Raw genomic sequence first — 24,624 nt, 5'->3', positions numbered from 1 at the left:
AATAATTCGGGAGGCCAGCGGCCTCCCAAATTGCATCATCAACGCCAGGACTTAAGCGATGGTGCGTTTAACTTCAATCACTTCGAAGACTTCGATCATATCGCCGACACGAACGTCATTATAGTTCTTCACGCCGATACCGCACTCCATGCCGTTACGCACTTCGTTAACGTCATCTTTAAAGCGACGCAGTGATTCAAGCTCACCTTCGTAGATCACCACGTTATCGCGCAGGACGCGGATTGGGTTGTGACGCTTGATGTTACCTTCCGTCACCATACAACCTGCGATAGCACCAAATTTCGGTGATTTGAACACGTCACGCACTTCAGCCAGACCGATGATCTGCTGTTTGTACTCTGGTGCCAGCATACCGCTCATTGCGGCTTTCACTTCGTCAATCAGGTTATAGATGACGGAGTAGTAACGCAGATCCAGGCTTTCAGCGTCGATGACGCGACGCGCAGATGCGTCAGCACGGACGTTAAAGCCAAGGATAATCGCGTTAGATGCGGCTGCCAGCGTCGCGTCGGTTTCGGTGATACCACCTACGCCTGAACCCACAATCTTCACCTTCACTTCGTCGGTGGAGAGTTTGAGCAGGGAGTCGGAGATCGCTTCCACAGAGCCCTGAACGTCGGCTTTCAGCACGATGTTCAGTTCAGATACTTCGCCTTCGGTCATGTTAGCAAACATGTTTTCCAGCTTAGATTTCTGCTGACGTGCCAGTTTCACTTCGCGGAATTTGCCCTGACGATACAGTGCCACTTCACGGGCTTTCTTCTCGTCACGCACCACGGTCGCTTCATCACCTGCCGCCGGAACACCGGACAAGCCGAGGATCTCAACCGGGATCGACGGGCCCGCTTCCATGACTTCACGTCCCAGTTCGTCACGCATTGCACGAACACGGCCGTATTCAAAGCCACACAGAACGATATCGCCTTTGTTCAGCGTACCTTCGCGTACCAGAACGGTCGCAACCGGACCACGACCTTTGTCGAGGAACGATTCGATCACAACGCCGCTGGCCATACCGGCACGAATGGCCGTCAGCTCAAGCACTTCTGCCTGCAGCAGAATCGCGTTCAGCAGATCGTCAATACCGGTACCCGCTTTCGCAGAGACGTTGACGAACATGTTTTCGCCGCCCCACTCTTCCGGAATGATGCCGTACTGTGTCAGTTCATTTTTAACACGATCCGGATCGGCTTCTGGCTTATCGCACTTGTTGACAGCTACCACAACCGGCACTTTCGCGGCTTTGGCGTGCTGAATCGCTTCGATGGTTTGTGGCATCACACCATCATCTGCCGCCACCACAAGGATAACGATATCCGTTGCCTGCGCACCACGCGCACGCATCGCGGTAAACGCGGCGTGGCCCGGGGTATCCAGGAAGGTGATCATACCGTTGTCGGTTTCGACGTGGTATGCACCGATGTGCTGTGTAATCCCGCCCGCTTCGCCAGAGGCGATTTTGGTCGAGCGGATGTAATCCAGCAGTGAGGTTTTACCGTGGTCAACGTGGCCCATAATGGTCACAACCGGCGCACGCGCTTCCTGCGCTGCATCGGTATCACGATCGTCCATTACCGCTTCTTCCAGCTCGTTTTCACGACGAAGGGTCACCTTGTGGCCCATTTCTTCGGCAACCAGCTGTGCGGTTTCCTGGTCGATAACCTGGTTGATGGTCGCCATAGCGCCCATTTTCATCATCGCTTTGATGACCAGTGAACCTTTAACGGCCATTTTGTTAGCCAGTTCAGCAACGGTGATGGTTTCGCCAATCACCACATCGCGGTTAACCGCCTGTGCTGGCTTGTTGAAGCCCTGCTGCAGAGCGCTTGGCTTACGATGCTTACCACCTTTACCACCACGAACCTGCGCACGGGCTTCTTCGCGGTCGGTTTTGGCTTCTGAATGCTTGTTGCCTTTTTTCACCGGACGCGCGGCTTTAGCACTGCGCGTGCGGGCACGACCCGCTTCGACCTGACGATCGTTCTCGTCTTCGGCCTGACGGGCATGTGTTGAGGTGGTGACGTGATAGTCGCCCTTATCCTCTTCTTCAGGCTTTTCCCATTCAGCCGCTTTTTCTTCGGCTAAACGGCGGGCTTCTTCCGCGGCGAGGCGGGCAGCCTCTTCCAGCTTACGACGCGCTTCTTCTTCCGCTTTACGCTTCAGTTCAGCGGCTTCAGCTTCACGACGTGCTTTATCGGACTGGGCGGCCTTGGTCACTTCGTCGGTAGGTTGATTAGTCACTTTCTCATTTTCCGCTGCTGCACGCTTAGCCTTTTCAGCGGCTTCGCGCCTGGCTTTCTCTTCGGCTTCACGTTGCGCTTTTTGTTCCGCTTCACGACGCGCCTGTTCAGCGGCCTCGCGTTGCGCCTGCTCTTCCGCTTCACGCTGCGCCTCGGCTTCTGCTTCTGCCTGAGCTTGCTCAGACTCTGCATCACCTTTTACATACGTGCGCTTTTTGCGGACTTCGATTTGCACCGATTTACTTTTACCCCCGGTGCCAGGAATATTCAAGGTACTACGCGTTTTGCGCTGCAGGGTCAGTTTGCCTGAACCGGCCTGACCATGCTTCAGGTGAGACAGTAAGGTTTCTTTCTCATGCTGGGTCACCGCATCATTTTCAGACTTTGGGATCCCCGCATCAGCAAACTGCTGTACCAGGCGATCGACCGAAGTCTGAATTTCTGCTGCCAGCGATTTTACGGTTACATCTGTCATGCTGTTCCTTCCTGTTATTACGCGTCATCGCCGAACCAGCAGATATTGCGTGCGGCCATAATCAGCGCGCCAGCTTGCTCATCAGTCAGCCCTTCAATATCAGTCAGATCGTCAACACCTTGCTCAGCAAGGTCTTCCAGCGTGCAAACGCCTTTGGATGCCAGGCGGAAAGCCAGTGCACGATCCAGACCCTCAAGATTCAAGAGGTCTTCTGCAGGTTCCTGATTCCCCAGGCTCTCTTCTTTAGCCAGTGCCAGGGTGGTTAACGCATTTTTTGCTCGTTCACGCAGGGCTTCAATGGTCTCTTCGTCGAGGCCGTCGATTTCCAACAGCTCGTTAATTGGCACATAGGCCAGTTCTTCCAACGATGAGAAGCCCTCTTCCACCAGAATGGTGGCGAACTCTTCGTCGATGTCGAGATGTTTAGTGAACATATCGATCGCTGCATGGGCTTCAGCCTGATGCTTCGCCTGCAGATCATCGACGGTCATCACGTTCAGCTCCCAGCCACTCAGCTGTGAAGCCAGACGCACGTTTTGGCCATTACGGCCGATCGCCTGGGCCAGATTGCCAGCCTCAACGGCGATATCCATCGTGTGGTTGTCTTCATCAACCACGATTGACGCCACATCAGCCGGAGCCATGGCGTTAATAACAAACTGTGCCGGGTTGTCGTCCCACAGCACGATATCGATACGCTCGCCGCCCAGTTCACTGGACACGGCCTGAACACGCGCACCGCGCATACCGACGCAGGCACCCACCGGATCAATACGTTTGTCGTTCGTTTTTACTGCAATTTTAGCGCGTGAACCCGGATCGCGGGCTGCGGCTTTAATTTCAAGCACTTCTTCGCCAATTTCTGGTACTTCAATGCGGAACAGTTCGATCAGCATTTCTGGCTTTGAGCGGGTCACAAACAGCTGTGCACCACGCGCTTCCGGGCGAACGGCATACAGAACACCGCGAATACGGTCACCAGGGCGGAAGTTTTCGCGCGGCAGCATATCCTCACGCAGGATTACCGCTTCAGCATTGTTGCCCAGATCCAGTGAAATGTTGTCACGGTTAACTTTTTTCACCACGCCGGTGATGATTTCGCCTTCCTGCTCACGGAACTGATCCACGACCATTGCGCGCTCGGCTTCACGTACTTTTTGCACGATAACCTGTTTTGCGGTCTGGGTAGTAATGCGGTCAAAGGTGACAGATTCAATCTGATCTTCAACGTAGTCGCCCAGATTGAGGGACTCATCTTCGTAGCGAGCCGCATCCAGCGTGATCTCACGCGTTGGCTGAGTGACCTGCTCTACGATTTCCCAACGGCGGAACGTATCAAAGTCGCCACTTCTGCGGTCGATGCTGACGCGGACGTCAATTTCCTGCTCGTACTTTTTCTTGGTCGCAGTCGCCAGCGCGCTCTCCAGCGCTTCGAAGATTTTCTCACGCGGCAGGGCTTTTTCGTTAGAAACGGCTTCTACAACAGCTAAGATCTCTTTGTTCATCCTGGTTAGCCTCAATCCGGACTTTTAAAAGTGGGGGACCAGGTTCGCTTTCTGAATATTACTCAGCGCGAACACCTCGTCATTACCCTCAACGTTTACCGTTATCATCTCGCCTTCTACAGACTTGATGATTCCCTGCCATTTACGGCGGTTTTGAACGGCCATACGCAGCACCAGGCTCACCTCATCGCCGGTAAAGCGTGCATAATGTTCTGCAGTGAACAGAGGACGGTCGAGCCCCGGTGAGGACACTTCAAGGTGGTAAGGGACGGTGATGGGATCTTCCACATCCATCACGGCACTCACCTGGTGGCTGACGTCCGCGCAATCGTCAACATTGATGCCATCTTCACTGTCAATATAGATGCGCAGGGTTGATGTGCGACCACGAACGAATTCAATTCCGACCAGTTCGTAGCCGAGCGCTTCTACCGGAGCAGATACCAACTCTGTCAATTTTTGCTCTAATGTGGACAAGCCCACCCCCAAGACATAAAAAAAGGGCCTATAGCCCAGTATTACGATTCGCTAATAACAAAAAACCCCGAATAGTCGGGGCTTTTTATCACTGGACCCTGTATGCCGCATTGCGGCCCGGACGCCCATCCAAAAGAATTTTTTTCAAAATTCGCTGCTAATGCGCCCGTCGATGCATACAGTATATTTGAAAAAGAACTCTAAGGGAAAGTGGTTGCGGGGGCCGGATTTGAACCGACGACCTTCGGGTTATGAGCCCGACGAGCTACCAGGCTGCTCCACCCCGCGTCCGAAAACGTGGCGAATGTTACGCCGATCATGCATAAAATGCAAGTCTAACTAAGATTTGGTACCGAGGACGGGACTTGAACCCGTAAGCCCTTTCGAGCACTACCACCTCAAGGTAGCGTGTCTACCAATTTCACCACCTCGGTACTGCACTGACTGCGACGCTGAACTGCCGCTTATGACGCTTAACGCTATTAATGCGGGATATCGTTGCCCGGCGTAGCCGGTTTAGCTGACTGAGTCTGCTGTTGAGACTGAGCTGGCGCAGTGAGGTTATCCCACTCACTTCCTTTGGCTGTTTTATTACTGTTCAGGTTACCCAGAATCAAGCTGATGACGAAAAACAGCGTAGCCAGTACGGCGGTCATACGAGTCATGAAATTACCTGACCCTGTTGAACCGAACAGCGTACCTGACGCGCCTGCACCGAATGATGCACCCATATCAGCGCCTTTGCCTTGCTGCAGCATGATAAGACCTACCAGGCCAATTGCTACAATAAGGAAAACAACCAACAGAGCTTCGTACATAATCAACCTGTTTCCTTGCGCGTAATCCGCACAGTTAAAGCTTCAACCAATTTGACGGGGAGTTTCTTCATCACCCATCAGAAGCGGGTGTGAATACTAACCAATGGCGCATACCTCTGCAAGTGCAATTTACATGCGGCACGCTGATTGCAGAAAAAAGCGCCAGTGCGATGATTTTGCAGGCAGGTTCACTGCGATGTCCCCGCCTGCCAGCTGCCTCAGACGGCTTTAACCGCATCGGCAATTCGATTCGCCAGCGCCGTCACCTGGGTTTCATCCTCACCCTCTACCATTACGCGGATTAGCGGTTCCGTGCCCGATTTACGCAGCAGCACGCGTCCTTTTCCGGCCAGGGTTTTTTCCACGTCCTCGGCTACCGCTTTAACGGCATCGCTTTCCAGCGGATCGTGCTCGCCGGCGAAGCGGACATTTACCAGCACCTGAGGCAGCATTTTCATGCCGGTGCAGAGATCGTGCAGGCTCATATGATTACGAACCATAGCTGTAAGTACTTGCAAACTTGCAACGATGCCGTCACCCGTAGCGATCTTATCCAGCAGGATCACATGACCGGAGTTTTCCGCTCCCAGGCGCCAGCCTTTTTCCTGCATTTTTTCCAGTACATAGCGGTCGCCCACTTTTGCACGAACAAAGGGAATACCCAGCTGTTTCAGCGCCAGCTCCAGCCCCATGTTGCTCATCAGCGTGCCGACTACACCACCGCGCAACTGTCCCTGACGCAGACCTTCGCGGGCGATGATATACAGAATCTGGTCCCCATCCACTTTCTTGCCAAGGTGGTCGACCATCATGATGCGATCGCCGTCACCGTCATAGGCCAGACCGATGTCCGCTTTTTCAGCCAGTACGCGTTCCTGCAGCATCCTGAGATCGGTCGCACCGCATGCTTTATTAATGTTCATGCCATCAGGCTGGACGCCAACTGCAATCACCGTCGCACCGAGTTCACGCAGGACATTAGGCGCAATGTGATAAGTGGCACCGTTTGCACAGTCGACGACAATTTTCAGGCCACTAAGGCTGAGTTCGCTGGGGAACGTACCTTTACAAAATTCAATGTAACGCCCGGCCGCGTCAACAATACGGCTGGCACGCCCCAACTGGGCGGATTCCACGCAGGTAAGCGGTTTTTCCATTTCCAGTTCGATCGCCTCTTCCACGTCATCGGGCAGTTTCGTCCCTTCGGCGGAGAAAAACTTAATGCCGTTATCATCAAACGGATTGTGCGACGCGGAAATCACGATGCCGGCTTCGGCACGGAACGTGCGGGTCAGATAGGCAATAGCGGGCGTGGGCATTGGGCCGGTAAACGCCGCGGACAACCCTGCGGCTGCGAGACCGGCTTCCAGCGCGGATTCCAGCATATAGCCTGAAATGCGCGTGTCTTTACCAATGATAATTTTTTTGGAGCCGTGACGGGCCAGTACTTTACCCGCCGCCCAACCGAGCTTTAATACAAAGTCAGGGGTAATCGGTGACTCACCGACTTTGCCGCGAATCCCATCGGTACCGAAATATTTACGTTCGCTCATCCTCTTCATCCTTTCGCTCTTTGTGTCGCTTCAACCACCCGCATCGCTTCGACGGTTTCTTTTACATCGTGGGCGCGAATAATGTGCGCGCCCTGCATGGCGGCAATAACCGCACAGGCCAGGCTGCCCGTCAGGCGCTGGGAAGGCCCCACATTCAGCAGTTGTCCAATCATTGATTTGCGTGACATGCCAACCAACAGCGGCAGCGCAAAACGGTGAAATTTACTGAGGTGGGCCAGCAGTTCATAATTGTGGCTGAGATTCTTACCGAAACCGAAGCCCGGGTCGAGTAACAGATTCTCTTTTTTTATGCCTGCGGCTTCGCAGCGGGCCAGTTGTTCAACGAAGTAAGTGTCCACTTCGCTTACAATATCCTTATAGGCGGGTGCCTGCTGCATCGTACGCGGTTCGCCCTGCATATGCATCAGACAAACCGGTAAGCCCGCTGCCGCTGCCGCTGCCAACGCGCCAGGCTCAGACAGCGAGCGCACATCATTGATAATGTGAGCCCCTGCGCTGGCGGCTTCACGAATCACGTCGGCTTTGGACGTATCGACTGATATCCATACCTCAAAGCGTTGAGCGATAGCTTCAACCACCGGAATCACCCGTTCAAGCTCCTCCTCAACGCTCACTTCGTCAGCGCCCGGACGCGTGGACTCGCCCCCCACGTCAATGATTGTTGCGCCAGCGTTGACCATCTCGTTAGTGTGCGTTAACGCATCGACCAGCGCATTGTGTTTACCACCATCGGAAAAAGAGTCCGGCGTGACGTTGAGAATGCCCATCACATGTGGAAATGACAAATCGAGATGGGAATCACGGGCGAACAGTTTCATGGTGAAAAACTCCTTGTGGCTCAATGTATAGATGTAAAAAACCCCGGACCAGCCGGGGTTTTATTAAAAGACCTGACGTCTTATTTGTCGAACTGTTCTGACATGGTATTGCCTGGATTCGGCGTACGCGGTTCATCGACCGGACGCGGGGCCTTTGGCGTACCGTTACTGTCTGAATTGCTGCTGCCCGGATCTTCCCAGCCTGCTGGCGGACGCACTTCACGGCGTGCCATCAGGTCGTCAATCTGCGGTGCATCAATGGTTTCATACTTCATCAGCGCATCTTTCATCGCGTGAAGAATGTCCATGTTTTCGCCCAGAATCTGGCGAGCGCGCTGATAGTTCGTATCGATCAGGTGTTTAACTTCCTGGTCGATAATACGGGCAGTTTCATCTGACATATGCTTGGCTTTTGCCACTGAACGGCCCAGGAACACTTCACCGTCTTCTTCAGCATACAACAGCGGGCCCAGTTTCTCAGAGAAGCCCCACTGGGTAACCATATTACGGGCAAGGTTGGTCGCCACTTTGATATCGTTAGAGGCACCGGTAGAGACATGTTCTGCACCGTAGATGATCTCTTCCGCCAGACGACCGCCGTACAGGGTCGAAATCTGACTTTCCAGCTTCTGACGGCTTGCGCTAATCGCATCGCCTTCAGGCAGGAAGAAGGTCACACCTAATGCACGACCGCGCGGAATAATGGTCACTTTGTGCACCGGATCGTGTTCCGGTACCAGACGACCAATAATCGCGTGGCCGGCCTCATGGTAAGCCGTAGACTCTTTCTGTGCTTCGGTCATCACCATGGAACGGCGCTCTGCACCCATCATGATTTTGTCTTTGGCTTTTTCGAATTCCACCATCGACACAACGCGTTTATTGCTGCGTGCAGCAAACAGCGCCGCTTCGTTCACCAGGTTCGCCAGATCGGCACCGGAGAAGCCTGGCGTACCGCGCGCAATGATGGCCGCATCAATGTCGGTTGCCAAGGGTACACGACGCATATGCACTTTCAGAATCTGCTCACGACCACGTACGTCTGGCAAGCCCACGACAACCTGACGGTCAAAGCGACCCGGACGCAGCAGCGCAGGGTCAAGTACGTCTGGACGGTTGGTCGCAGCAATCACGATGATGCCTTCGTTACCTTCAAAGCCATCCATTTCAACCAGCATCTGGTTCAGAGTTTGTTCACGCTCATCGTGCCCTCCCCCTAAACCGGCACCACGCTGGCGACCAACGGCATCAATCTCATCGATGAAGATAATGCACGGTGCCGCTTTCTTAGCCTGTTCAAACATGTCACGGACGCGAGACGCACCCACACCGACGAACATTTCAACAAAGTCAGAACCTGAAATGGTAAAGAACGGTACTTTCGCCTCACCGGCAATGGCTTTCGCCAGCAGGGTTTTACCGGTACCCGGCGGGCCGACCATCAGAACGCCTTTCGGGATTTTACCCCCCAGCTTCTGGAAACGGCTCGGTTCACGCAGGTATTCGACCAGCTCACCGACTTCCTCTTTCGCTTCGTCACAGCCTGCTACGTCAGCAAAAGTGGTTTTAATCTGATCTTCCGTTAGCATGCGGGCTTTGCTCTTACCAAAGGACATTGCGCCTTTGCCGCCACCGCCCTGCATTTGCCGCATGAAGAAAATCCACACACCAATCAGCAGTAACATTGGGAACCAGGAAATGAAGATCGACGCCAGCAGGCTCGGCTCTTCAGGCGGCTCACCAACCACTTTAACGTTCTTGGTCAACAGGTTATCGAGTAACTTGGGATCATTGACAGGAATGTAGGTGGTGTATTTATTACTGTCTTTTTTGGTTACGTTAATTTCACGCCCGTTAATACGTGCCTCGCGGACCTGATCCTGGTTCACTTCCGACAGGAAGGTTGAATAATCAACCCTACGGCCATTTGACTCGCTGGGCCCAAAGCTCTGGAAGACTGACATCAGTACAACCGCGATGACTAGCCAGAGAATCAGGTTTTTCGCCATGTCACTCAAGGGATTAACCTCATATTACAACGGTGTTAACAGATAGCGTAGGGTACTATAGATCCTTCGTACATGGAATCGCAGCGGGAAGGCTGGATGATCCACCACGTTGGCTACAGCTTGCGCCCAGTCGCCACAATATAAACTTCACGTGAACGTGAACGTGAAGCGTCAGGCTTACGTATTTTCACTTTCGTGAACAGGGATCGAATTTCCCGCAGGTATTCATCAAAGCCATCCCCCTGGAACACTTTCACTACAAAACTCCCGCCGGGAGCCAAAATGTCACGACACATCTCTAACGCCAGCTCAACCAAATACATCGACCGGGGAATATCTACGGCAGGTGTACCACTCATATTCGGTGCCATATCAGACATGACGACCTGGACTTTCTGATCGCCCACACGCTCAAGCAACGCGTTAATCACCGATTCTTCACGAAAATCGCCTTGAAGAAAATCGACACCAACAATAGGATCCATAGGCAGGATATCACATGCAATGACACGCCCTTTGGACCCAATTTGCTGTACCACATATTGCGACCAGCCACCGGGTGCAGCACCCAGATCTACCACGGTCATACCGGGTTTGAAAAGCTTGTCACCCTGTTGTATTTCATCAAGTTTAAACCAGGCGCGCGAACGCAACCCTTTTTTCTGTGCCTGGAGCACGTATTTATCGCTAAAGTGTTCCTGTAGCCAGCGGCTGGAGCTGGCTGAACGCTTTTTACCGGTCATAAAATTTCCAACTAAATCGTCATCGTAGCGATAAATCTGCACGCAGTAGGTTGCGTCGATTTGGCGATATACCCGAGATGGCGGTAGAATGAACCGTTTTCAATCCCCGAGTAAGTAAATAATACGATGAATCTAAGTACCAAACAAAAACAGCACCTGAAAAGCCTCGCCCATCCGCTCAAGCCAGTCGTCATGCTCGGAGGCAATGGCCTGACCGAAGGTGTGCTGGCAGAGATCGAACACGCGCTGGGACACCACGAGTTAATCAAGGTGAAAGTCGCCTCTGAAGATCGTGAGACCCGGCAGCTGATCGTCGACGCTATCGTACGTGAAACTGGCGCCGTCAACGTTCAGTTGATAGGTAAAACGCTGGTGCTGTATCGCCCCGCTAAAGAGAGCAAGATTTCTCTGCCACGTTAAGTGGGCAAAGAAAGTGCCATGCTCTTACATGGGATAAAAGGCCGCAGCGCGGCCTTTTTCCTTTCTTTACATTGTACTGCAACCCGTTACAAAAGGTTGCCACCTGTCAGATGTATTCCACCTTCAGGATTTCGTACTCCACATCGCCGCCCGGCGTTTTGATAATCGCCACGTCATCGGCTTCTTTCCCCACCAGGCCACGCGCCATTGGCGAGTTAACAGAAATCAGATTTTGCTTAAAGTCTGCTTCATCGTCACCTACGATGCGGTACGTAAACTCTTCATCCGTATCCACATTCAGGACCGTTACCGTCGCGCCAAAAATGACGCGGCCGGTTTTAGGCATTTGGGTGACGTCGATAACCTGCGCATTTGAGAGTTTGGCCTCAATCTCCTGAATGCGTCCCTCACAGAACCCCTGTTCTTCACGCGCAGCATGGTATTCGGCATTCTCTTTCAAATCGCCGTGCTCGCGGGCCTCCGCGATGGAGGCAATAATGCGCGGGCGTTTCACCGTTTTCAGCTCATGCAGCTCTTCGCGCAGCCTTTCAGCGCCTCTTAACGTCATCGGAATCTGGTTCATTTTAGCTCCTCGTCATCAATCCTGTTTCACGGTGCATCCTGACCGGTGACTGCAGAAAAAAGCGTTCTGCGGCGCCATGCCTCATTTTGCAAATAAAAGAAGACTGACCCGGAAATGTTCCAGGCCAGAAAAGGTTTTGCAATTTGATACGTATTTTACCCCAGAGTTCCCTGCGGGTCATCGTTTACTTTGCACCGTCCAGGGACGTAGTATTGTCGCCTTCACCTGTCAGTTGCCGCGAGATTATGCGATTTTCACGACTTGTTACCGGATTAACCTGTGCGTTTATGCTGCAGGCACAAGCAGCACCCGTTGATGAATACATGCAGTATCTGCCAGATGGTGCCAACCTGGCTTTACTGGTGCAAAAAGTGGGCGCAACTACGCCGATCATTGATTACCACGGGAAACAGATGGCGCTTCCCGCCAGTACCATGAAAGTTATCACCGCGCTGGCGGCATTACTGGAACTGGGCGGTGATTATCGTTTTCAAACGACCTTTGAGACCAAAGGTGCGCTGATCGATGGCACACTGAATGGCGATCTTGTTGCCCGTTTCGCTGGCGATCCCACGCTGGGCCGCCAGGATCTGCGTAATATGGTCGCAGCCTTAAAAAAACAAGGCATCACGCATATCAAAGGCAATCTGGTCATTGATACCTCAGTGTTTGCCAGCCATGATGCGGCGCCGGGTTGGCCGTGGAACGATATGACGCAGTGCTTTAGCGCACCGCCCGCTGCGGCTATCGTCGATAAAAACTGTTTCTCCGTGTCGCTCTACAGTGCGGATAAGCCCGGCGAAAACGCCTTCGTGCGCATCGCCTCTTATTATCCGGCGCACATGCTGAGCCAGGTGCGCACCATTGGGCGCAACAGTGACGAGGGGCAGTATTGCGAACTGGATGTGGTGCCGGGTGAGCTGAACCGCTATACCCTGACCGGCTGTCTGCGTCAGCGTAGCGATCCCCTTCCGCTGGCCTTTGCCGTTCAGGATGGTGCCGCCTGGGCCGGCGAGATTCTGAAATCTGAACTGCGTTCCGCCGGTATTGATTACAGCGGACATCTCCTGCGCCAGACACAGGTCACAGAGCCGGGCACCGTGCTGGCCTCAACCCAGTCTGCGCCGCTGCATACGCTGCTGCATATGATGCTGAAGAAGTCCGACAATATGATCGCCGACACGGTGTTCCGCACCATTGGCCATCATTACTTTAATGTGCCGGGCACCTTCCGCGCCGGGTCAGACGCGGTGCGCCGTATCCTGCGTGAAAAAGCGAATATCGATTTGGGTAACAGTATCCAGGTTGATGGTTCTGGCTTGTCGCGCCACGATCTCATCTCTCCTGCCACCATGATGCAGGTGCTGCAGTACATTGCGCAAAATGACAGCAAGCTGGATTATATTTCCATGCTGCCCCTGGCGGGTCATGACGGCACGCTGCAATATCGAGGCGGCCTGCATGAAGCCGGTCTGGATGGCAAAGTCTCTGCCAAAACGGGTTCATTGCAGGGCGTTTACAACCTTGCCGGTTTTATCACCACGTCCAGCGGGGCGCGCGTCGCGTTTGTGCAGTTCCTGTCCGGCTATGCGGTACCGCCGGAAGATCAGCGCACGCGCCGTATTCCACTGGTGCGGTTCGAAAGTCGGCTCTATCGCGATATCAACAAGAACTACTAACTGATGTCGATAAAAGCGCAGTGGGATCAACGCCGCTGCGCTTTTTTATTGCCCTGACAGGCGTTCGCCCTTCCCCTTTCCCTCACTGTTTTATTCTTACTGCCATCGCGTTAGTGACGTTCCTCGGGCTGACGCCACGGGCCATGAAACACGCCGTGAGCCGCGATACGTTAGCCACATAAGCGAACCTCAGGCTTTTATGCGAAGGAGGGAAAGCATGGTGAGATACAGGCTGTATGAAGAAACTGGCAGACATACGCCAGGGCTGCGCGGGTGAACCCAGCGCCTGCCCGCTGGATTTCGGCGTATACGTCGAAGCGGGTAGCAGGAGGTTTGTCCACTGCCTGCGGCATTTGAGTTATCAACGGCAAGGCGTGATAGCGGGCAAAGACAGGCCGGAAAGAAAACTGCCCCCATTCCGGCAGAAGGGGGCAGCAAAGTGTGTTAACGCTGATAAATGATTTCGACGCCTTCGTCGTCATCTTCATCCCAGTCGTCATCCCACTCTTCATCGTCTTCAACAGCCGCGTTCTCGAGGGCTTCTTTGTGGTAGTCGTCCCACATGAATTCCACTTTCTCAGGCTGTTTTTCTTCAACGTCCGCTTCTTTCGGATTGGCGTTGATAAAGCTCATCACATCCCAGCACAGGTCGGTCACGCCCTGACGGCTGGCCGCCGAAATAAGGTAGTACTTCTCTTCCCAGCCCAGCGCCTCAGCAATGGCTTTTGCGCGCGCCTGTGCTTCTTCTTCATCAATCAGATCGACTTTGTTAAACACCAGCCAGCGCGGCTTGTTGAATAACTTATCGCTGTATTTTTCCAGCTCACCCAGAATAATACGGGCGTTCTCAACCGGATCGCTCTCGTCAATCGGGGCGATGTCAATCAGGTGCAACAGAACACGGCAGCGTTCCAGATGTTTCAGGAAGCGAATCCCCAGACCGGCGCCTTCTGCAGCACCTTCAATCAGTCCCGGAATATCGGCGACGACGAAGCTCTGCTCGCTGTCCATACGTACAACGCCCAGGCTGGGTACCAGGGTGGTAAAAGGATAATCAGCCACTTTCGGCTTGGCAGCGGAAACCGCACGGATAAAGGTGGATTTACCGGCATTCGGTAAGCCCAGCATGCCCACGTCAGCCAGCAGCATCAGCTCCAGTTGCAGGTCACGTTTCTCGCCTGCGGTGCCCATGGTTTTCTGCCGTGGGGTACGGTTGACCGAGGATTTAAAACGGGTGTTACCCAGACCGTGCCAGCCGCCTTTTGCCACCATCAGCGTCTGCTGGTGACGCGTCATATCGCCCAGTGTCTCGCCCGTTCCCTGGTCAATAACGCGGGTTCCGACGGGGACTTTAATCGTAATATCTTTGCCGCGTTTACCCGTACAGTCGCGACTCTGACCATTCTGACCACGCTCAGCGCGGAAAGATTTTTCGAAACGATAATCGATCAGGGTGTTAAGGTTTTCGTCAGCGACTAAATATACGTCACCGCCGTCACCACCATCACCGCCGTCCGGGCCGCCTTTTGGGATATATTTTTCACGGCGGAAACTGACACAGCCATTACCGCCATCACCTGCGACGACCAAAATTGTCGCTTCATCAACAAACTTCATTTTCTTTCTCCGTCACACAATCGTCTGCAACAGGCTGCAAACGGGTCCGCCAGGGTCGTTCTGCGCTGACCAGCGGCGGATAAATCAAAACTGGCTCTCGCCAGCATGTACATAAAGTGTACAACATGCAGCCAGGCTATGTCGCCTGTCTGGCGACAGGTCGCAGAATGTAAAAAGCCCCGCAAGAGTTGCGGGGCCTTCAATTCGTGCGTTCAGACGGTAACCGTCTGCGTCACGACAACCTTACTCAGCAACGATGCTGATGTATTTACGGTTGTTCGGACCTTTAACTTCGAATTTTACTTTGCCGTCTGCGGTAGCAAACAGAGTGTGGTCACGACCACAACCTACGTTGTTACCGGCGTGGAATTTGGTACCACGCTGACGAACGATGATGCTACCTGCCAGAACAGATTCACCACCGAAACGTTTTACACCCAGACGTTTTGCATTGGAGTCACGACCATTTCGAGTCGAACCACCAGCCTTTTTATGTGCCATTTGTCAGATCTCCTCTTACGCCGTGATACCAGTGATTTTCACATCAGTGAACCACTGGCGATGGCCAGCTTGCTTACGGTAGTGCTTACGACGACGAAACTTAACGATTTTAACTTTCTCGCCACGACCATGAGCAACAACTTCTGCCTTGATCACACCGCCTGAAACCAGTGGCGCGCCGATTTTCACGTCTTCGCCATTTGCAATCATCAGAACCTGGTCAAACTCGATGGTTTCACCGGTTGCGATGTCCAGCTTTTCCAGGCGAACGGTCTGACCTTCGCTTACTCGGTGTTGTTTACCACCACTTTGGAAAACCGCGTACATATAAAACTCCGCTTCTGCGCTTGCCTTTTAGTTCATCAGGCGGCGCGCTAAATATTCACAATAGGGCGCGAATTCTACGCAAAACTCAAACAGAAGACAAGAGCACTTTGCACACTCTTGCAGAAAAAAAACACAGGCTCAATGCAAACGTTTCTCAACCTGAAAATTCAAGTACAATCAGTAACAGATTACTGAACGCTGGCTGGGTAAAACCGCTTACCATGGCAGAGAAACGAGTCATAGCTGAAAAGACGAATGAACTTAGAACAGATTAACGAATTAACCGCACAGGACATGGCTGCCGTTAACCAGACCATACTCGACCAGCTGAATTCAGATGTCTCGCTCATCAACCAGCTGGGTTATTACATCATCAGTGGCGGCGGTAAACGCATCCGGCCCATGATTGCCGTGCTGTCTGCTCGCGCCATGGGTTACCAGGGCGATTTACACGTGACCAACGCGGCGCTAATCGAATTTATCCACACCGCCACGCTGTTGCATGACGATGTCGTGGATGAATCCGATATGCGCCGTGGAAAAGCCACCGCGAACGCCGCATTTGGTAACGCGGCCAGCGTACTGGTCGGTGATTTTATTTATACCCGCGCTTTCCAGATGATGACCAGCATGGGCTCGTTGCGCATTCTGGCGCTGATGTCCGAGGCGGTGAACGTGATCGCTGAAGGAGAAGTGCTCCAGCTGATGAACGTCAACGATCCCGACATCACCGAAGAGAGCTATATGCGGGTGATATACAGCAAAACCGCGCGCTTATTTGAAGCCGCCTCTCAGGCCTCGGCGATCCTGGCGGAAGCGACGCCAGCGCAGGAAAAAGCGCTGCAGGATTACGGACGTTATTTGGGAACGGCTTTCCAGTTAATCGATGACTTACTGGACTACAGTGCCGATGGTGAAACCCTGGGCAAAAATACCGGTGACGATCTCAGCGAAGGTAAACCCACGCTGCCTCTGCTTCATGCTATGAACAACGGATCGCCTGAACAGGCTAAAATGATCCGTGAGGCGATTGAACAGGGGAACGGCCGCCATTTACTGGCTCCCGTTCTGGAAGCGATGAACCAGTGCGGCTCTCTGGAATGGACGCGCAAGCGTGCTGAGCAGGAAGCGGATAAGGCCATCGCGGCATTACAAATCCTGCCTGAAACCCCATGGCGCACAGCGCTGGAATCTCTGGCTCACATGTCGGTTCAACGCGATTTCTAATCGCTGACGGGGCCTGACGGCCTCGTCTTCTTTCTTTCCCCCGCCGCTGTTGCAGTCATTACCATCCTTTTGCGTCAGGCCGCGCAGTTCTGTCTGCTTACGGAAATATTACTGGAACCTTATGGAAATTTTCTGATATAAACCACCATAAGTTTCCAGATGTATTTTAAAGCACGTCAGAATCCCCCCGCGCGCTTCGCACTGACAAGGAGAAAACAGTAATGCAAAAAAGGACAGAGGACTGGCATCCTGCCGATATTATTGCCGCACTGCGCAAACGTGGTACAACGCTGGCGGCATTGTCCCGCCAGGCAGGATTAAGCTCATCAACACTGGCTAACGCCCTTTCACGGCCATGGCCAAAAGGGGAATGGCTGATTGCTGATGCGATCAATGTCCACCCATCAGAGATATGGCCAAGCCGCTATTACGATCCTGAAACGAACAGCCTACTGGATCGAAAAAAACGTGTGCGATCGTCCGATCAGACGACCAAAAACTAACATCGGGTTAGTGCCAGACGAAAAAAAACCAGCCCGTATGCCAGGCTGGTTTTTTACAGGCTTGTCCGAAACACTATTCGCCGCTGACGCGCTCGATGTTTGCGCCCATCGCTTTTAGCTTATCTTCGATATGCTCGTAACCCCGATCGATGTGGTAAATGCGATCGACCAGCGTTGTGCCTTCCGCAATACACCCTGCCAGCACCAGGCTTGCCGATGCACGGAGATCCGTCGCCATCACCTGCGCGCCCGACAAGGTTTCCACACCGTGACAGATTGCGGTATTGCTCTCAATTTCTGCGTGAGCACCCATACGAATCAGTTCAGGGATGTGCATAAAACGGTTTTCAAAAATGGTTTCGGTGATTAGCCCCGTGCCTTCCGCGACCAAATTCAGCAGGGTGAACTGCGCCTGCATATCGGTCGGGAAACCCGGATGAGGAGCGGTACGCACGTTGACCGCTTTAGGGCGCTTACCGTGCATATCCAGGCTGATCCAGTCTTCACCGGTTTCAATGTCTGCACCGGCATCACGCAGTTTCGCCAGCACTGCGTCCAGAGTGTCAGGCTGCGCATTGCGGCACAGCACTTTCCCGCCCGAAATAGCAGCCGCCACCAGGAAGGTGCCGGTCTCAATACGGTCTGGCAGGACGCGATAAACCCCACCGCCCAGACGCTCAACGCCTTCAATGGTGATTTTATCCGTGCCTGCGCCCGAAATTTTTGCACCCAGCGTATTAAGGAAATTGGCGGTATCCACGATTTCAGGTTCACGCGCCGCGTTCTCAATCACCGTGGTCCCGGTTGCCAGCGTCGCGGCACTCATAATGGTCACCGTCGCGCCTACGCTGACTTTATCCATCACGATCAGCGCCCCTTTCAGGCGACCGTTAACTGAGGCTTTTACATAGCCTTCTTCCAGCTTAATCTCCGCACCCAACTGCTCAAGACCCGAGATGTGCAGGTCTACCGGGCGCGCACCGATGGCGCAACCACCAGGCAGTGAGACTTCGCCCTGACCGAAACGGGCCACTAACGGACCAAGCGCCCAAATAGAGGCACGCATGGTTTTCACAAGGTCATAGGGTGCACAAAAAACGTCTACGCCGCTGGCATCGACGTGAACGGAACCGTTGCGCTCAACCTTCGCACCTAACTGGGTTAACAACTTCATAGTGGTGTCGATGTCACGCAGCTTCGGCACATTCGTAATCTCAACCGGCTCTTCGGCCAGTAAAGCTGCAAACAGAATTGGCAGTGCGGCGTTCTTCGCCCCGGAAATGGTGACTTCACCACTTAAACGGGTGGGGCCTTGCACACGAAATTTATCCATTAACACGGTTCTCAATTAACTGGCTATTAAACGGTCGCGCAGGTGGCGCAGCCCTTGCGGGGATCAGAAACCGTTCAGTTTACGGTCACGCGCCCACTCTGCAGGCGTGTAGGTTTTGATGGATACCGCATGAATGCGGTTATCCGCAATGAATTCCATCAGCGGCGCATAAACAGCCTGCTGTTTCTTAACGCGGCTTAACTCACCAAACATTTCGCCCACGGCGATCACCTGGAAATGGCTGCCATCGTTGCTCATGACATGAACTTCTTCTAAAGGCAGTGCTGCCATCAGCACAGCCTGAATTTCACTGTTTTCCATCGCTCTTAACTTCACTTAATAATAATAAGGCTGACATAGTAGAGGAAAGTGCCTGATTCTTAAATACGCAAAAGCCCCTGTCGGCGACCGGGGCTAAGGCTGAGAAGGCGAATACAGGCGCTTTAATCCGCAGAAACAATAATTTGTTGCAGGTTGTAAAGGGTGATCAACGACCGCAGTTTGTCACCGATGCCAACAAACTGCAGCGCGCCGCCCTGCTGCGAGACGATTTCCCGCAGGTGGACCAACAGCGCCAGGCCTGAGGTATCCACCCGTTCCAGAGCTGAAACGTCGATCAGCGTCGCCCCGCTAATCAACGTTTCACGCTGCTCCCAGAGATCCAGCAGCGTGTCACGATCCAGCTCACCTTCCAGCCGTAGCGTGTTCGCCTCGCGGCTCCAGTGCAGTGAGGGCTGCATTATTTGTTTTGATCCAGTGTGATTGGCTGTTTCGCTGACGCTTCAAGTTGCGCAGTCAGTGCATCAATCCCTTTCGTACGTAACAGATCGCCCCACTCATTTTGTTTCGTGGTGATCATGCTGACCCCTTCTGCGATCATATCGAACGCCTGCCAGTTACCGGTCTGGCTGTTTTTACGCCACTGGAAATCCAGGCGCACTGGCGGACGGCCCTGAGGATCGATGATCGTCACACGGATGGCGACAATATTGGCATTGCCCAGCGGTTTCGCAGGTTCGATCTGGTAAGTCTGACCGTGATAAAGCGCTAACGCCTGGCCATAAGCCTGAGCCAGATAATCACCAAAAGCCTTAAAATAGGCTTCGCGCTGTGCCGGTGTGGCTTCCCGATAGAAACGGCCCAGGACTAACGCCCCCGCATATTTAATCTGCACATAAGGCAGCAGCTCCTGGCGGACGATATCACGCAGGTAGTTGGGATCCTGCTTGATTTTCGCCTGCTCGCTTTTCAGGCGGGTAAAAGTTTTGTTAGCCGCTTCATTCATCAACGTATAAGGATTGCTTTGATCGGCTGCTGTCGCCGCCAATGGCGCGATCGCCAGCATGGCAATCATCAGAAAACGTTTAAACATCATGTTATCCCTCTGTTAAGGTTGAGCGGCTGCGGGAGCGGCAGTATCGCCACCCTGCGCATCCTTACTGTCACCGGTTTGCTTGTTACCTTTGTTGTCGCCGCTTTTATACAGGAACTGGCCTATCAGGTCCTCCAGTACCATCGCCGACTTGGTATCACGTATCGTGCCACCATCGTTTAACATCGCCGAGCCCAGCTCAGGATCGTCAAAGCCAACGTTTAACGACAGAAACTGCTCGCCCAGCAAGCCCTGAGTGCGGATGGCAAGCGAACTGGTGTCCGGAATCTGGTTGGCATACTTGTCGCTGATATCCATCGTGACGCGTGGCAGTAATGTTTTCGGTTCAAGTGAAATATCTGTCACCCGACCAATCACGACACCACCAATTTTAACAGGCGAACTGACTTTCAGGCCGCCGATATTATCGAAGGTGGCATACAGCTTCCAGGTGGGTTCTGTCCCCAGCGATTTAAGATCCGCCACGCGCAGGCAAAGGAACAGCACCGCTAACAGTGCCATGATCATAAAAACGCCAACCCAAATTTCGCTTTTTTTGCTTTGCATCGCATTAATTCCCAAACATCAGTGCTGTCAGCACAAAATCTAAACCGAGGACCGCCAGTGATGCATGCACCACGGTGCGCGTCGTGGCGCGACTAATACCTTCAGAGGTCGGAATCGCATCGTAACCATTAAACAGCGCGATCCAGGTAACCGTGACGGCAAAAACGGCGCTTTTAATAATGCAGTTAACCACATCGCTACGAAAATCGACGGCATTTTGCATCGCCGACCAGAAGAAGCCAGGGTCAATACCTTTCCAGCTCACGCCCACCAGCGCGCCGCCGGTAATCCCTACGGCGGTGAAGATGAGTGCCAGCAGCGGCATGCTGATAAAGCCTGCCCAAAAACGTGGTGAGACAACACGGCGCAGAGGATCGACCGCCATCATTTCCATGCTGGACAGCTGTTCCGTGGCCTTCATCAGCCCAATCTCAGCCGTTAACGCCGACCCTGCCCGACCTGCAAACAGCAAGGCTGTGACAACCGGCCCCAGTTCACGTAGCAATGACAGTGCCACCAACATGCCCAGGCTGGTTTCTGCACCATAGGTGTTTAATACCAGATAGCCCTGCAACCCCAGCACCATGCCGATAAATAACCCGGAGACCACAATGATCACCAAAGACAGGACGCCAATGCTGTAGAGTTGTTTGACTAACAGCGGGAAGTGTTTGCGAAACGCGGGTTTACCGACCAGCGCATGAAAAAGCATTAATCCGGCACGCCCAAAGCTGGCGCAGGTTCCAATCCCCCGACGTCCTAATGACGCCAGTGCTTTTAACAACATCAGCTTAGCTTCTCCCTGACCCGGTTAAATCGGCCAAATAATCGCCCGCCGGAAAACGAAACGGTACGGGCCCGTCCGCGATGCCGTCGATAAACTGGCGCACGCGTGGGTCATTGTTGGCACGCAAATCGGGCGTGGTCCCGTGCGCGATAATTTTTTGTCCCGCCACGATATAAGCATAATCGGCAATACTTAACACTTCAGGCACGTCATGCGACACCACAATGCATGTCAGTCCCAGTGCATGGTTAAGCTCATCAATCAGTTTAACCAGTACGCCCATCGTAATAGGATCCTGACCTACAAACGGCTCATCGAACATAATTAATTCAGGCTCCAGAGCAATAGCCCGAGCCAGGGCCACCCTGCGCGCCATTCCGCCCGAAAGCTCCGCAGGTTTCAACTGCGCGGCACCCCGTAACCCCACGGCTTCCAGCTTCATCATGACGGTGCTGTGCAGAAGCGCCGCCGGCAACCGTGTGTGTTCACGAAGCGGCCAGGCCACATTTTCGTAGACGGTTAAATCGGTAAAAAGTGCACCGGACTGAAACAGCATGCTCATCTTTTTACGCGCTTCATACAATCGGGTGCGCGACAATGTCGGAATGTTCTCGTCCCGGAACCAGATCTCGCCGCTGTCAGGCTGAAGTTGCCCGCCAATCAAGCGCAGCAGCGTTGTTTTCCCGATCCCTGACGGCCCCATGATCGCCGTCACTTTGCCTTTGGGTACCGTAAGGGAAATATCGTCGAAAATTTTGCGATCGCCACGTGAGAAACTCACGCCACGAACCTCAACCAGGTTCGTTTTTTGTTGGATCATTATCACCTCTATTACGGATCGGGCGTAAACATAGGGTACGATGGTAGCCTGTTAAGGTTAAACGCACGATAGCTTTACAGAAACTTAATGCAAAGATTTGGCGAAAACGGTCATAAAATTTACTTTTGTCGCTCGGACGGTCAAAATCAGCGCCTGTTTTGTCACATCGAACCTGAAGGCAAGCCAACAGGGGTTTTAAGCAAGGATTTTTCATGTTCGTCGCAACCGCACTGCTGATTATCGGACTGCTTTTACTGGCTTATGGTGCCGATCGTCTGGTGTTTAGTGCTGCAATACTTTGCCGATCGTTCGGGATCCCGCCGTTAATCATCGGCATGACCGTCGTCAGTATCGGTACCTCGCTTCCGGAGATCATCCTTTCCTTCTCCGCTGCGCAGTATGGCCAAATGGATCTGGCGGTGGGCACCGCGCTTGGTTCGAACATCACCAATATACTTTTGATTCTCGGCGGCGCGGCGCTGTTGCATCCGCTCAGCATCCATTCCAACTTAATTCGCCGTGAACTGCCGCTGATGGTGCTGGTCTCATTACTGAGCGGTATTACGCTATTTGATAACTATCTTAGTCGACTGGACGGTATCGCCCTGATTGCCATCGCCGCGATTTATCTGATTGTGACTATTCGCATCGCGCGTAAAGCAGAAAATGACAATAACGATACGCTGACGCGTGAACAACTGGCTGAGCTGCCACGCGAAGAGACGGGTAACACCGTGGCCTTTCTCTGGCTGGCTGTCGCCCTGATTATCCTGCCCATGTCGACACACATGGTGATTGATAATGCGACGGTCTTTGCCGACTACTTTGGCGTGAGTGAACTGGTTATGGGGCTGACGCTTATCGCCGTCGGCACCAGTCTGCCGGAGCTGGCCACGGTCATCGCCGGTGCGTTGAAAGGCGAAGATGATATTGCGATTGGCAACCTGATTGGGGCCAATATTTATAACCTCGCTATCGTGTTGGGCCTGCCGGCACTGATTCACCCCGGCAGCGTCGATTATCACGCTTTTGCACGCGATTACTGGATAATGCTTGGCGTAAGCGTACTGTTCGCCATGCTTTGTCTGTTGCGTCACCGCCGCATTGGCCGTACGGCGGGGACGCTTTTACTCTGTGGTTTCTTCGTCTGGGTAACGTTGCTGTGGCTACAGCCAGCGTTTATGGGCGGCTAAAAAGGACAGATTTGCCATGTCACATCAGCAACCAACGGTAGAGTTTGATTTTCAGCGAGCCGGTAAAACGGTTCTGCGCATTGAGCGCGAAGGCCTTGAGCAGCTTGACCAGTATATCAACGAGGCCTTTTCCGACGCCTGCGCCATGATTTATGCCTGTAAGGGCAAAGTGGTGGTTATGGGCATGGGCAAGTCAGGTCATATTGGTAAAAAAATGGCGGCGACCTTTGCCAGCACCGGCACGCCGGCTTTCTTTGTGCATCCAGCGGAAGCCAGCCACGGCGACCTGGGAATGGTGGGTAAAGACGACGTGGTGCTTGCCATTTCCAATAGCGGCGAATCCAGCGAGATTCTGGCGCTGATTCCGGTGGTGAAACGCCAGCAGATTAAACTGATCTGTCTGACCAGTCGACCTGAAAGCGCCATGGCTCGGGCCGCCGATATTCATCTTTGCGTCAAGGTGCCGCAGGAAGCCTGTCCGATGGGCCTGGCACCTACAACCAGTACCACCGCAGCTTTGGTGATGGGCGATGCACTGGCGGTCTCCCTGCTGGAGGCTCGCGGCTTCACGCCTGAAGATTTCGCGCTGTCGCATCCGGGCGGTGCGCTGGGCCGTAAACTGCTGCTGCACGTGAGCGATATCATGCACAGCGGTGATGAGTTACCGCACGTCACGCGGGATGCATCATTGCGGGATGCGTTGCTGGAGATAACCCGTAAAAATCTGGGCCTGACCGTGATTGTTGACGATTTGATGAAGATTGAAGGCGTTTTTACCGATGGTGACCTGCGCCGCATCTTTGACATGGGCATCGATTTTCAAAAAGCGACCATTGCAGAAGTCATGACGCGTGGCGGCATCCGCGTACGTCCGAACGTGCTGGCCGTCGATGCGCTGAATTTAATGCAAACCAAAAACATTACCTCCCTGCTGGTAGCCGATGACGACCATCTGCTGGGTGTGGTACATATGCATGACATGCTGCGCGCAGGCGTAGTGTAAACAGGAAGACAC

Annotated in this window: 25 protein-coding genes and 2 tRNA genes; 6 read left to right on the top strand and 21 right to left on the bottom strand. The window is 53.4% G+C overall.

The window, feature by feature from the left end:
* Nucleotides 1-51 precede the first annotated feature (51 nt).
* The 10 genes from infB to rlmE all read right to left on the bottom strand — a co-directional run bounded on the left by infB (nucleotide 52) and on the right by rlmE (nucleotide 10,680).
* Nucleotides 52-2,736 carry a translation initiation factor IF-2 gene (gene infB / locus G5574_RS15880; protein WP_028723648.1) on the bottom strand — a complete coding sequence of 895 codons (2,685 nt, stop codon included), beginning with the start codon at nucleotides 2,734-2,736 and terminating at the stop codon, nucleotides 52-54.
* Between the two features lie 17 nt (nucleotides 2,737-2,753).
* Nucleotides 2,754-4,241 (bottom strand): transcription termination factor NusA, encoded by a 1,488-nt coding sequence (nusA, locus tag G5574_RS15875; protein ID WP_006121762.1) that lies wholly within the window; start codon nucleotides 4,239-4,241, stop codon nucleotides 2,754-2,756.
* Nucleotides 4,242-4,265: 24 nt separating this feature from the next.
* Nucleotides 4,266-4,718 (bottom strand): ribosome maturation factor RimP, encoded by a 453-nt coding sequence (gene rimP / locus G5574_RS15870; RefSeq protein WP_006121761.1) that lies wholly within the window; start codon nucleotides 4,716-4,718, stop codon nucleotides 4,266-4,268.
* Between the two features lie 211 nt (nucleotides 4,719-4,929).
* Nucleotides 4,930-5,006: transfer RNA gene (locus tag G5574_RS15865), tRNA-Met, on the bottom strand.
* Between the two features lie 59 nt (nucleotides 5,007-5,065).
* Nucleotides 5,066-5,152: transfer RNA gene (locus G5574_RS15860), tRNA-Leu, on the bottom strand.
* 48 nt (nucleotides 5,153-5,200) lie between these two features.
* Nucleotides 5,201-5,536, bottom strand: a complete 336-nt coding sequence (secG, locus tag G5574_RS15855; protein WP_164482863.1) for a preprotein translocase subunit SecG — start codon at nucleotides 5,534-5,536, stop codon at nucleotides 5,201-5,203.
* 218 nt (nucleotides 5,537-5,754) lie between these two features.
* Nucleotides 5,755-7,089, bottom strand: a complete 1,335-nt coding sequence (gene glmM, locus G5574_RS15850; RefSeq protein WP_164482862.1) for a phosphoglucosamine mutase — start codon at nucleotides 7,087-7,089, stop codon at nucleotides 5,755-5,757.
* Between the two features lie 5 nt (nucleotides 7,090-7,094).
* Nucleotides 7,095-7,928 carry a dihydropteroate synthase gene (folP, locus tag G5574_RS15845; protein WP_039338891.1) on the bottom strand — a complete coding sequence of 278 codons (834 nt, stop codon included), beginning with the start codon at nucleotides 7,926-7,928 and terminating at the stop codon, nucleotides 7,095-7,097.
* An 80-nt stretch (nucleotides 7,929-8,008) separates the two neighbouring features.
* A complete protein-coding gene (gene ftsH / locus G5574_RS15840) occupies nucleotides 8,009-9,937 on the bottom strand; it encodes an ATP-dependent zinc metalloprotease FtsH (RefSeq protein ID WP_033739186.1) in 1,929 nt (642 codons plus the stop codon).
* Between the two features lie 113 nt (nucleotides 9,938-10,050).
* Complete coding sequence (rlmE, locus tag G5574_RS15835; RefSeq protein ID WP_006121756.1) at nucleotides 10,051-10,680, bottom strand: 23S rRNA (uridine(2552)-2'-O)-methyltransferase RlmE; 630 nt, start codon at nucleotides 10,678-10,680, stop codon at nucleotides 10,051-10,053.
* Between the two features lie 126 nt (nucleotides 10,681-10,806).
* Between rlmE and yhbY the strand changes: the two genes are divergently transcribed.
* Nucleotides 10,807-11,100, top strand: coding sequence for a ribosome assembly RNA-binding protein YhbY (gene yhbY, locus G5574_RS15830; protein WP_006121755.1), 294 nt, complete (start codon nucleotides 10,807-10,809; stop codon nucleotides 11,098-11,100).
* Between the two features lie 106 nt (nucleotides 11,101-11,206).
* On the opposite strand, the gene greA is transcribed toward yhbY, so the two are convergent.
* A complete protein-coding gene (gene greA, locus G5574_RS15825) occupies nucleotides 11,207-11,683 on the bottom strand; it encodes a transcription elongation factor GreA (protein ID WP_006121754.1) in 477 nt (158 codons plus the stop codon).
* Between the two features lie 245 nt (nucleotides 11,684-11,928).
* On the opposite strand from greA, the gene dacB reads away from it, so the two are divergent.
* Entirely contained in the window at nucleotides 11,929-13,362 is a 1,434-nt protein-coding gene (gene dacB / locus G5574_RS15820; protein ID WP_164483246.1) for a serine-type D-Ala-D-Ala carboxypeptidase, read from the top strand.
* A gap of 444 nt (nucleotides 13,363-13,806) precedes the next feature.
* Here the strand turns inward: dacB and cgtA are convergent, their stop codons facing one another.
* The 3 genes from cgtA to rplU form a co-directional block, all read right to left on the bottom strand.
* Nucleotides 13,807-14,979: an Obg family GTPase CgtA gene (gene cgtA / locus G5574_RS15815; protein ID WP_033739183.1), complete on the bottom strand. Its 1,173-nt coding sequence runs from the start codon at nucleotides 14,977-14,979 to the stop codon at nucleotides 13,807-13,809.
* Between the two features lie 243 nt (nucleotides 14,980-15,222).
* A complete protein-coding gene (gene rpmA / locus G5574_RS15810; RefSeq protein WP_006121751.1) occupies nucleotides 15,223-15,480 on the bottom strand; it encodes a 50S ribosomal protein L27 in 258 nt (85 codons plus the stop codon).
* A 15-nt stretch (nucleotides 15,481-15,495) separates the two neighbouring features.
* Complete coding sequence (rplU, locus tag G5574_RS15805) at nucleotides 15,496-15,807, bottom strand: 50S ribosomal protein L21 (RefSeq protein WP_006121750.1); 312 nt, start codon at nucleotides 15,805-15,807, stop codon at nucleotides 15,496-15,498.
* 255 nt (nucleotides 15,808-16,062) lie between these two features.
* Between rplU and ispB the strand changes: the two genes are divergently transcribed.
* Together ispB and G5574_RS15795 are read left to right on the top strand one after the other, a co-directional pair.
* Entirely contained in the window at nucleotides 16,063-17,034 is a 972-nt protein-coding gene (ispB, locus tag G5574_RS15800; protein WP_006121749.1) for an octaprenyl diphosphate synthase, read from the top strand.
* Nucleotides 17,035-17,255: 221 nt separating this feature from the next.
* A complete protein-coding gene (locus G5574_RS15795; RefSeq protein WP_006121748.1) occupies nucleotides 17,256-17,537 on the top strand; it encodes a helix-turn-helix domain-containing protein in 282 nt (93 codons plus the stop codon).
* Between the two features lie 73 nt (nucleotides 17,538-17,610).
* Here G5574_RS15795 and murA read toward each other — a convergent pair whose 3' ends face one another.
* The 7 genes from murA to mlaF form a co-directional block, all read right to left on the bottom strand.
* Nucleotides 17,611-18,870 (bottom strand): UDP-N-acetylglucosamine 1-carboxyvinyltransferase, encoded by a 1,260-nt coding sequence (gene murA, locus G5574_RS15790; RefSeq protein WP_006121747.1) that lies wholly within the window; start codon nucleotides 18,868-18,870, stop codon nucleotides 17,611-17,613.
* Between the two features lie 63 nt (nucleotides 18,871-18,933).
* Complete coding sequence (ibaG, locus tag G5574_RS15785; protein ID WP_058702616.1) at nucleotides 18,934-19,191, bottom strand: BolA family iron metabolism protein IbaG; 258 nt, start codon at nucleotides 19,189-19,191, stop codon at nucleotides 18,934-18,936.
* A 122-nt stretch (nucleotides 19,192-19,313) separates the two neighbouring features.
* The gene (mlaB, locus tag G5574_RS15780) at nucleotides 19,314-19,610 is read right to left on the bottom strand and encodes a lipid asymmetry maintenance protein MlaB (protein WP_058702617.1); all 297 of its coding nucleotides are present in this window, start codon (nucleotides 19,608-19,610) and stop codon (nucleotides 19,314-19,316) included.
* The gene (mlaC, locus tag G5574_RS15775; protein WP_006121744.1) at nucleotides 19,610-20,242 is read right to left on the bottom strand and encodes a phospholipid-binding protein MlaC; all 633 of its coding nucleotides are present in this window, start codon (nucleotides 20,240-20,242) and stop codon (nucleotides 19,610-19,612) included. The genes mlaB and mlaC overlap by 1 nt, the downstream gene beginning before the upstream one ends.
* 15 nt (nucleotides 20,243-20,257) lie before the next feature.
* On the bottom strand, nucleotides 20,258-20,809 hold the full coding sequence (mlaD, locus tag G5574_RS15770) for an outer membrane lipid asymmetry maintenance protein MlaD (RefSeq protein WP_006121743.1): 552 nt from the start codon (nucleotides 20,807-20,809) through the stop codon (nucleotides 20,258-20,260).
* A gap of 4 nt (nucleotides 20,810-20,813) precedes the next feature.
* Nucleotides 20,814-21,596: a lipid asymmetry maintenance ABC transporter permease subunit MlaE gene (mlaE, locus tag G5574_RS15765; protein ID WP_006121742.1), complete on the bottom strand. Its 783-nt coding sequence runs from the start codon at nucleotides 21,594-21,596 to the stop codon at nucleotides 20,814-20,816.
* A 4-nt stretch (nucleotides 21,597-21,600) separates the two neighbouring features.
* On the bottom strand, nucleotides 21,601-22,416 hold the full coding sequence (mlaF, locus tag G5574_RS15760; protein ID WP_006121741.1) for a phospholipid ABC transporter ATP-binding protein MlaF: 816 nt from the start codon (nucleotides 22,414-22,416) through the stop codon (nucleotides 21,601-21,603).
* A gap of 212 nt (nucleotides 22,417-22,628) precedes the next feature.
* Here mlaF and G5574_RS15755 point away from each other — a divergent pair, with 212 nt between their 5' ends.
* A complete protein-coding gene (locus G5574_RS15755) occupies nucleotides 22,629-23,609 on the top strand; it encodes a calcium/sodium antiporter (RefSeq protein WP_006121740.1) in 981 nt (326 codons plus the stop codon).
* Between the two features lie 16 nt (nucleotides 23,610-23,625).
* Entirely contained in the window at nucleotides 23,626-24,612 is a 987-nt protein-coding gene (gene kdsD / locus G5574_RS15750) for an arabinose-5-phosphate isomerase KdsD (RefSeq protein ID WP_006121739.1), read from the top strand.
* The last annotated feature ends 12 nt before the right edge of the window (nucleotides 24,613-24,624 follow it).

Origin of the sequence: Pantoea stewartii (genome assembly GCF_011044475.1) — a bacterium.
Taxonomy (GTDB): domain Bacteria; phylum Pseudomonadota; class Gammaproteobacteria; order Enterobacterales; family Enterobacteriaceae; genus Pantoea; species Pantoea stewartii.
The sequence above is the reverse complement of the archived record's forward strand: the minus strand, read 5'-3'. Positions and strand labels throughout refer to the sequence as shown.

What these genes read in the sequence shown, in the direction of transcription:
- infB (WP_028723648.1), bottom strand. Translation starts at nt 2,736, where the DNA reads ATGACAGATGTAACCGTAAAATCGCTGGCAGCAGAAATTCAGACTTCG.
- nusA (WP_006121762.1), bottom strand. Translation starts at nt 4,241, where the DNA reads ATGAACAAAGAGATCTTAGCTGTTGTAGAAGCCGTTTCTAACGAAAAA.
- secG (WP_164482863.1), bottom strand. Translation starts at nt 5,536, where the DNA reads ATGTACGAAGCTCTGTTGGTTGTTTTCCTTATTGTAGCAATTGGCCTG.
- glmM (WP_164482862.1), bottom strand. Translation starts at nt 7,089, where the DNA reads ATGAGCGAACGTAAATATTTCGGTACCGATGGGATTCGCGGCAAAGTC.
- folP (WP_039338891.1), bottom strand. Translation starts at nt 7,928, where the DNA reads ATGAAACTGTTCGCCCGTGATTCCCATCTCGATTTGTCATTTCCACAT.
- ftsH (WP_033739186.1), bottom strand. Translation starts at nt 9,937, where the DNA reads ATGGCGAAAAACCTGATTCTCTGGCTAGTCATCGCGGTTGTACTGATG.
- rlmE (WP_006121756.1), bottom strand. Translation starts at nt 10,680, where the DNA reads ATGACCGGTAAAAAGCGTTCAGCCAGCTCCAGCCGCTGGCTACAGGAA.
- yhbY (WP_006121755.1), top strand. Translation starts at nt 10,807, where the DNA reads ATGAATCTAAGTACCAAACAAAAACAGCACCTGAAAAGCCTCGCCCAT.
- greA (WP_006121754.1), bottom strand. Translation starts at nt 11,683, where the DNA reads ATGAACCAGATTCCGATGACGTTAAGAGGCGCTGAAAGGCTGCGCGAA.
- dacB (WP_164483246.1), top strand. Translation starts at nt 11,929, where the DNA reads ATGCGATTTTCACGACTTGTTACCGGATTAACCTGTGCGTTTATGCTG.
- cgtA (WP_033739183.1), bottom strand. Translation starts at nt 14,979, where the DNA reads ATGAAGTTTGTTGATGAAGCGACAATTTTGGTCGTCGCAGGTGATGGC.
- rpmA (WP_006121751.1), bottom strand. Translation starts at nt 15,480, where the DNA reads ATGGCACATAAAAAGGCTGGTGGTTCGACTCGAAATGGTCGTGACTCC.
- rplU (WP_006121750.1), bottom strand. Translation starts at nt 15,807, where the DNA reads ATGTACGCGGTTTTCCAAAGTGGTGGTAAACAACACCGAGTAAGCGAA.
- ispB (WP_006121749.1), top strand. Translation starts at nt 16,063, where the DNA reads ATGAACTTAGAACAGATTAACGAATTAACCGCACAGGACATGGCTGCC.
- G5574_RS15795 (WP_006121748.1), top strand. Translation starts at nt 17,256, where the DNA reads ATGCAAAAAAGGACAGAGGACTGGCATCCTGCCGATATTATTGCCGCA.
- murA (WP_006121747.1), bottom strand. Translation starts at nt 18,870, where the DNA reads ATGGATAAATTTCGTGTGCAAGGCCCCACCCGTTTAAGTGGTGAAGTC.
- ibaG (WP_058702616.1), bottom strand. Translation starts at nt 19,191, where the DNA reads ATGGAAAACAGTGAAATTCAGGCTGTGCTGATGGCAGCACTGCCTTTA.
- mlaB (WP_058702617.1), bottom strand. Translation starts at nt 19,610, where the DNA reads ATGCAGCCCTCACTGCACTGGAGCCGCGAGGCGAACACGCTACGGCTG.
- mlaC (WP_006121744.1), bottom strand. Translation starts at nt 20,242, where the DNA reads ATGTTTAAACGTTTTCTGATGATTGCCATGCTGGCGATCGCGCCATTG.
- mlaD (WP_006121743.1), bottom strand. Translation starts at nt 20,809, where the DNA reads ATGCAAAGCAAAAAAAGCGAAATTTGGGTTGGCGTTTTTATGATCATG.
- mlaE (WP_006121742.1), bottom strand. Translation starts at nt 21,596, where the DNA reads ATGTTGTTAAAAGCACTGGCGTCATTAGGACGTCGGGGGATTGGAACC.
- mlaF (WP_006121741.1), bottom strand. Translation starts at nt 22,416, where the DNA reads ATGATCCAACAAAAAACGAACCTGGTTGAGGTTCGTGGCGTGAGTTTC.
- G5574_RS15755 (WP_006121740.1), top strand. Translation starts at nt 22,629, where the DNA reads ATGTTCGTCGCAACCGCACTGCTGATTATCGGACTGCTTTTACTGGCT.
- kdsD (WP_006121739.1), top strand. Translation starts at nt 23,626, where the DNA reads ATGTCACATCAGCAACCAACGGTAGAGTTTGATTTTCAGCGAGCCGGT.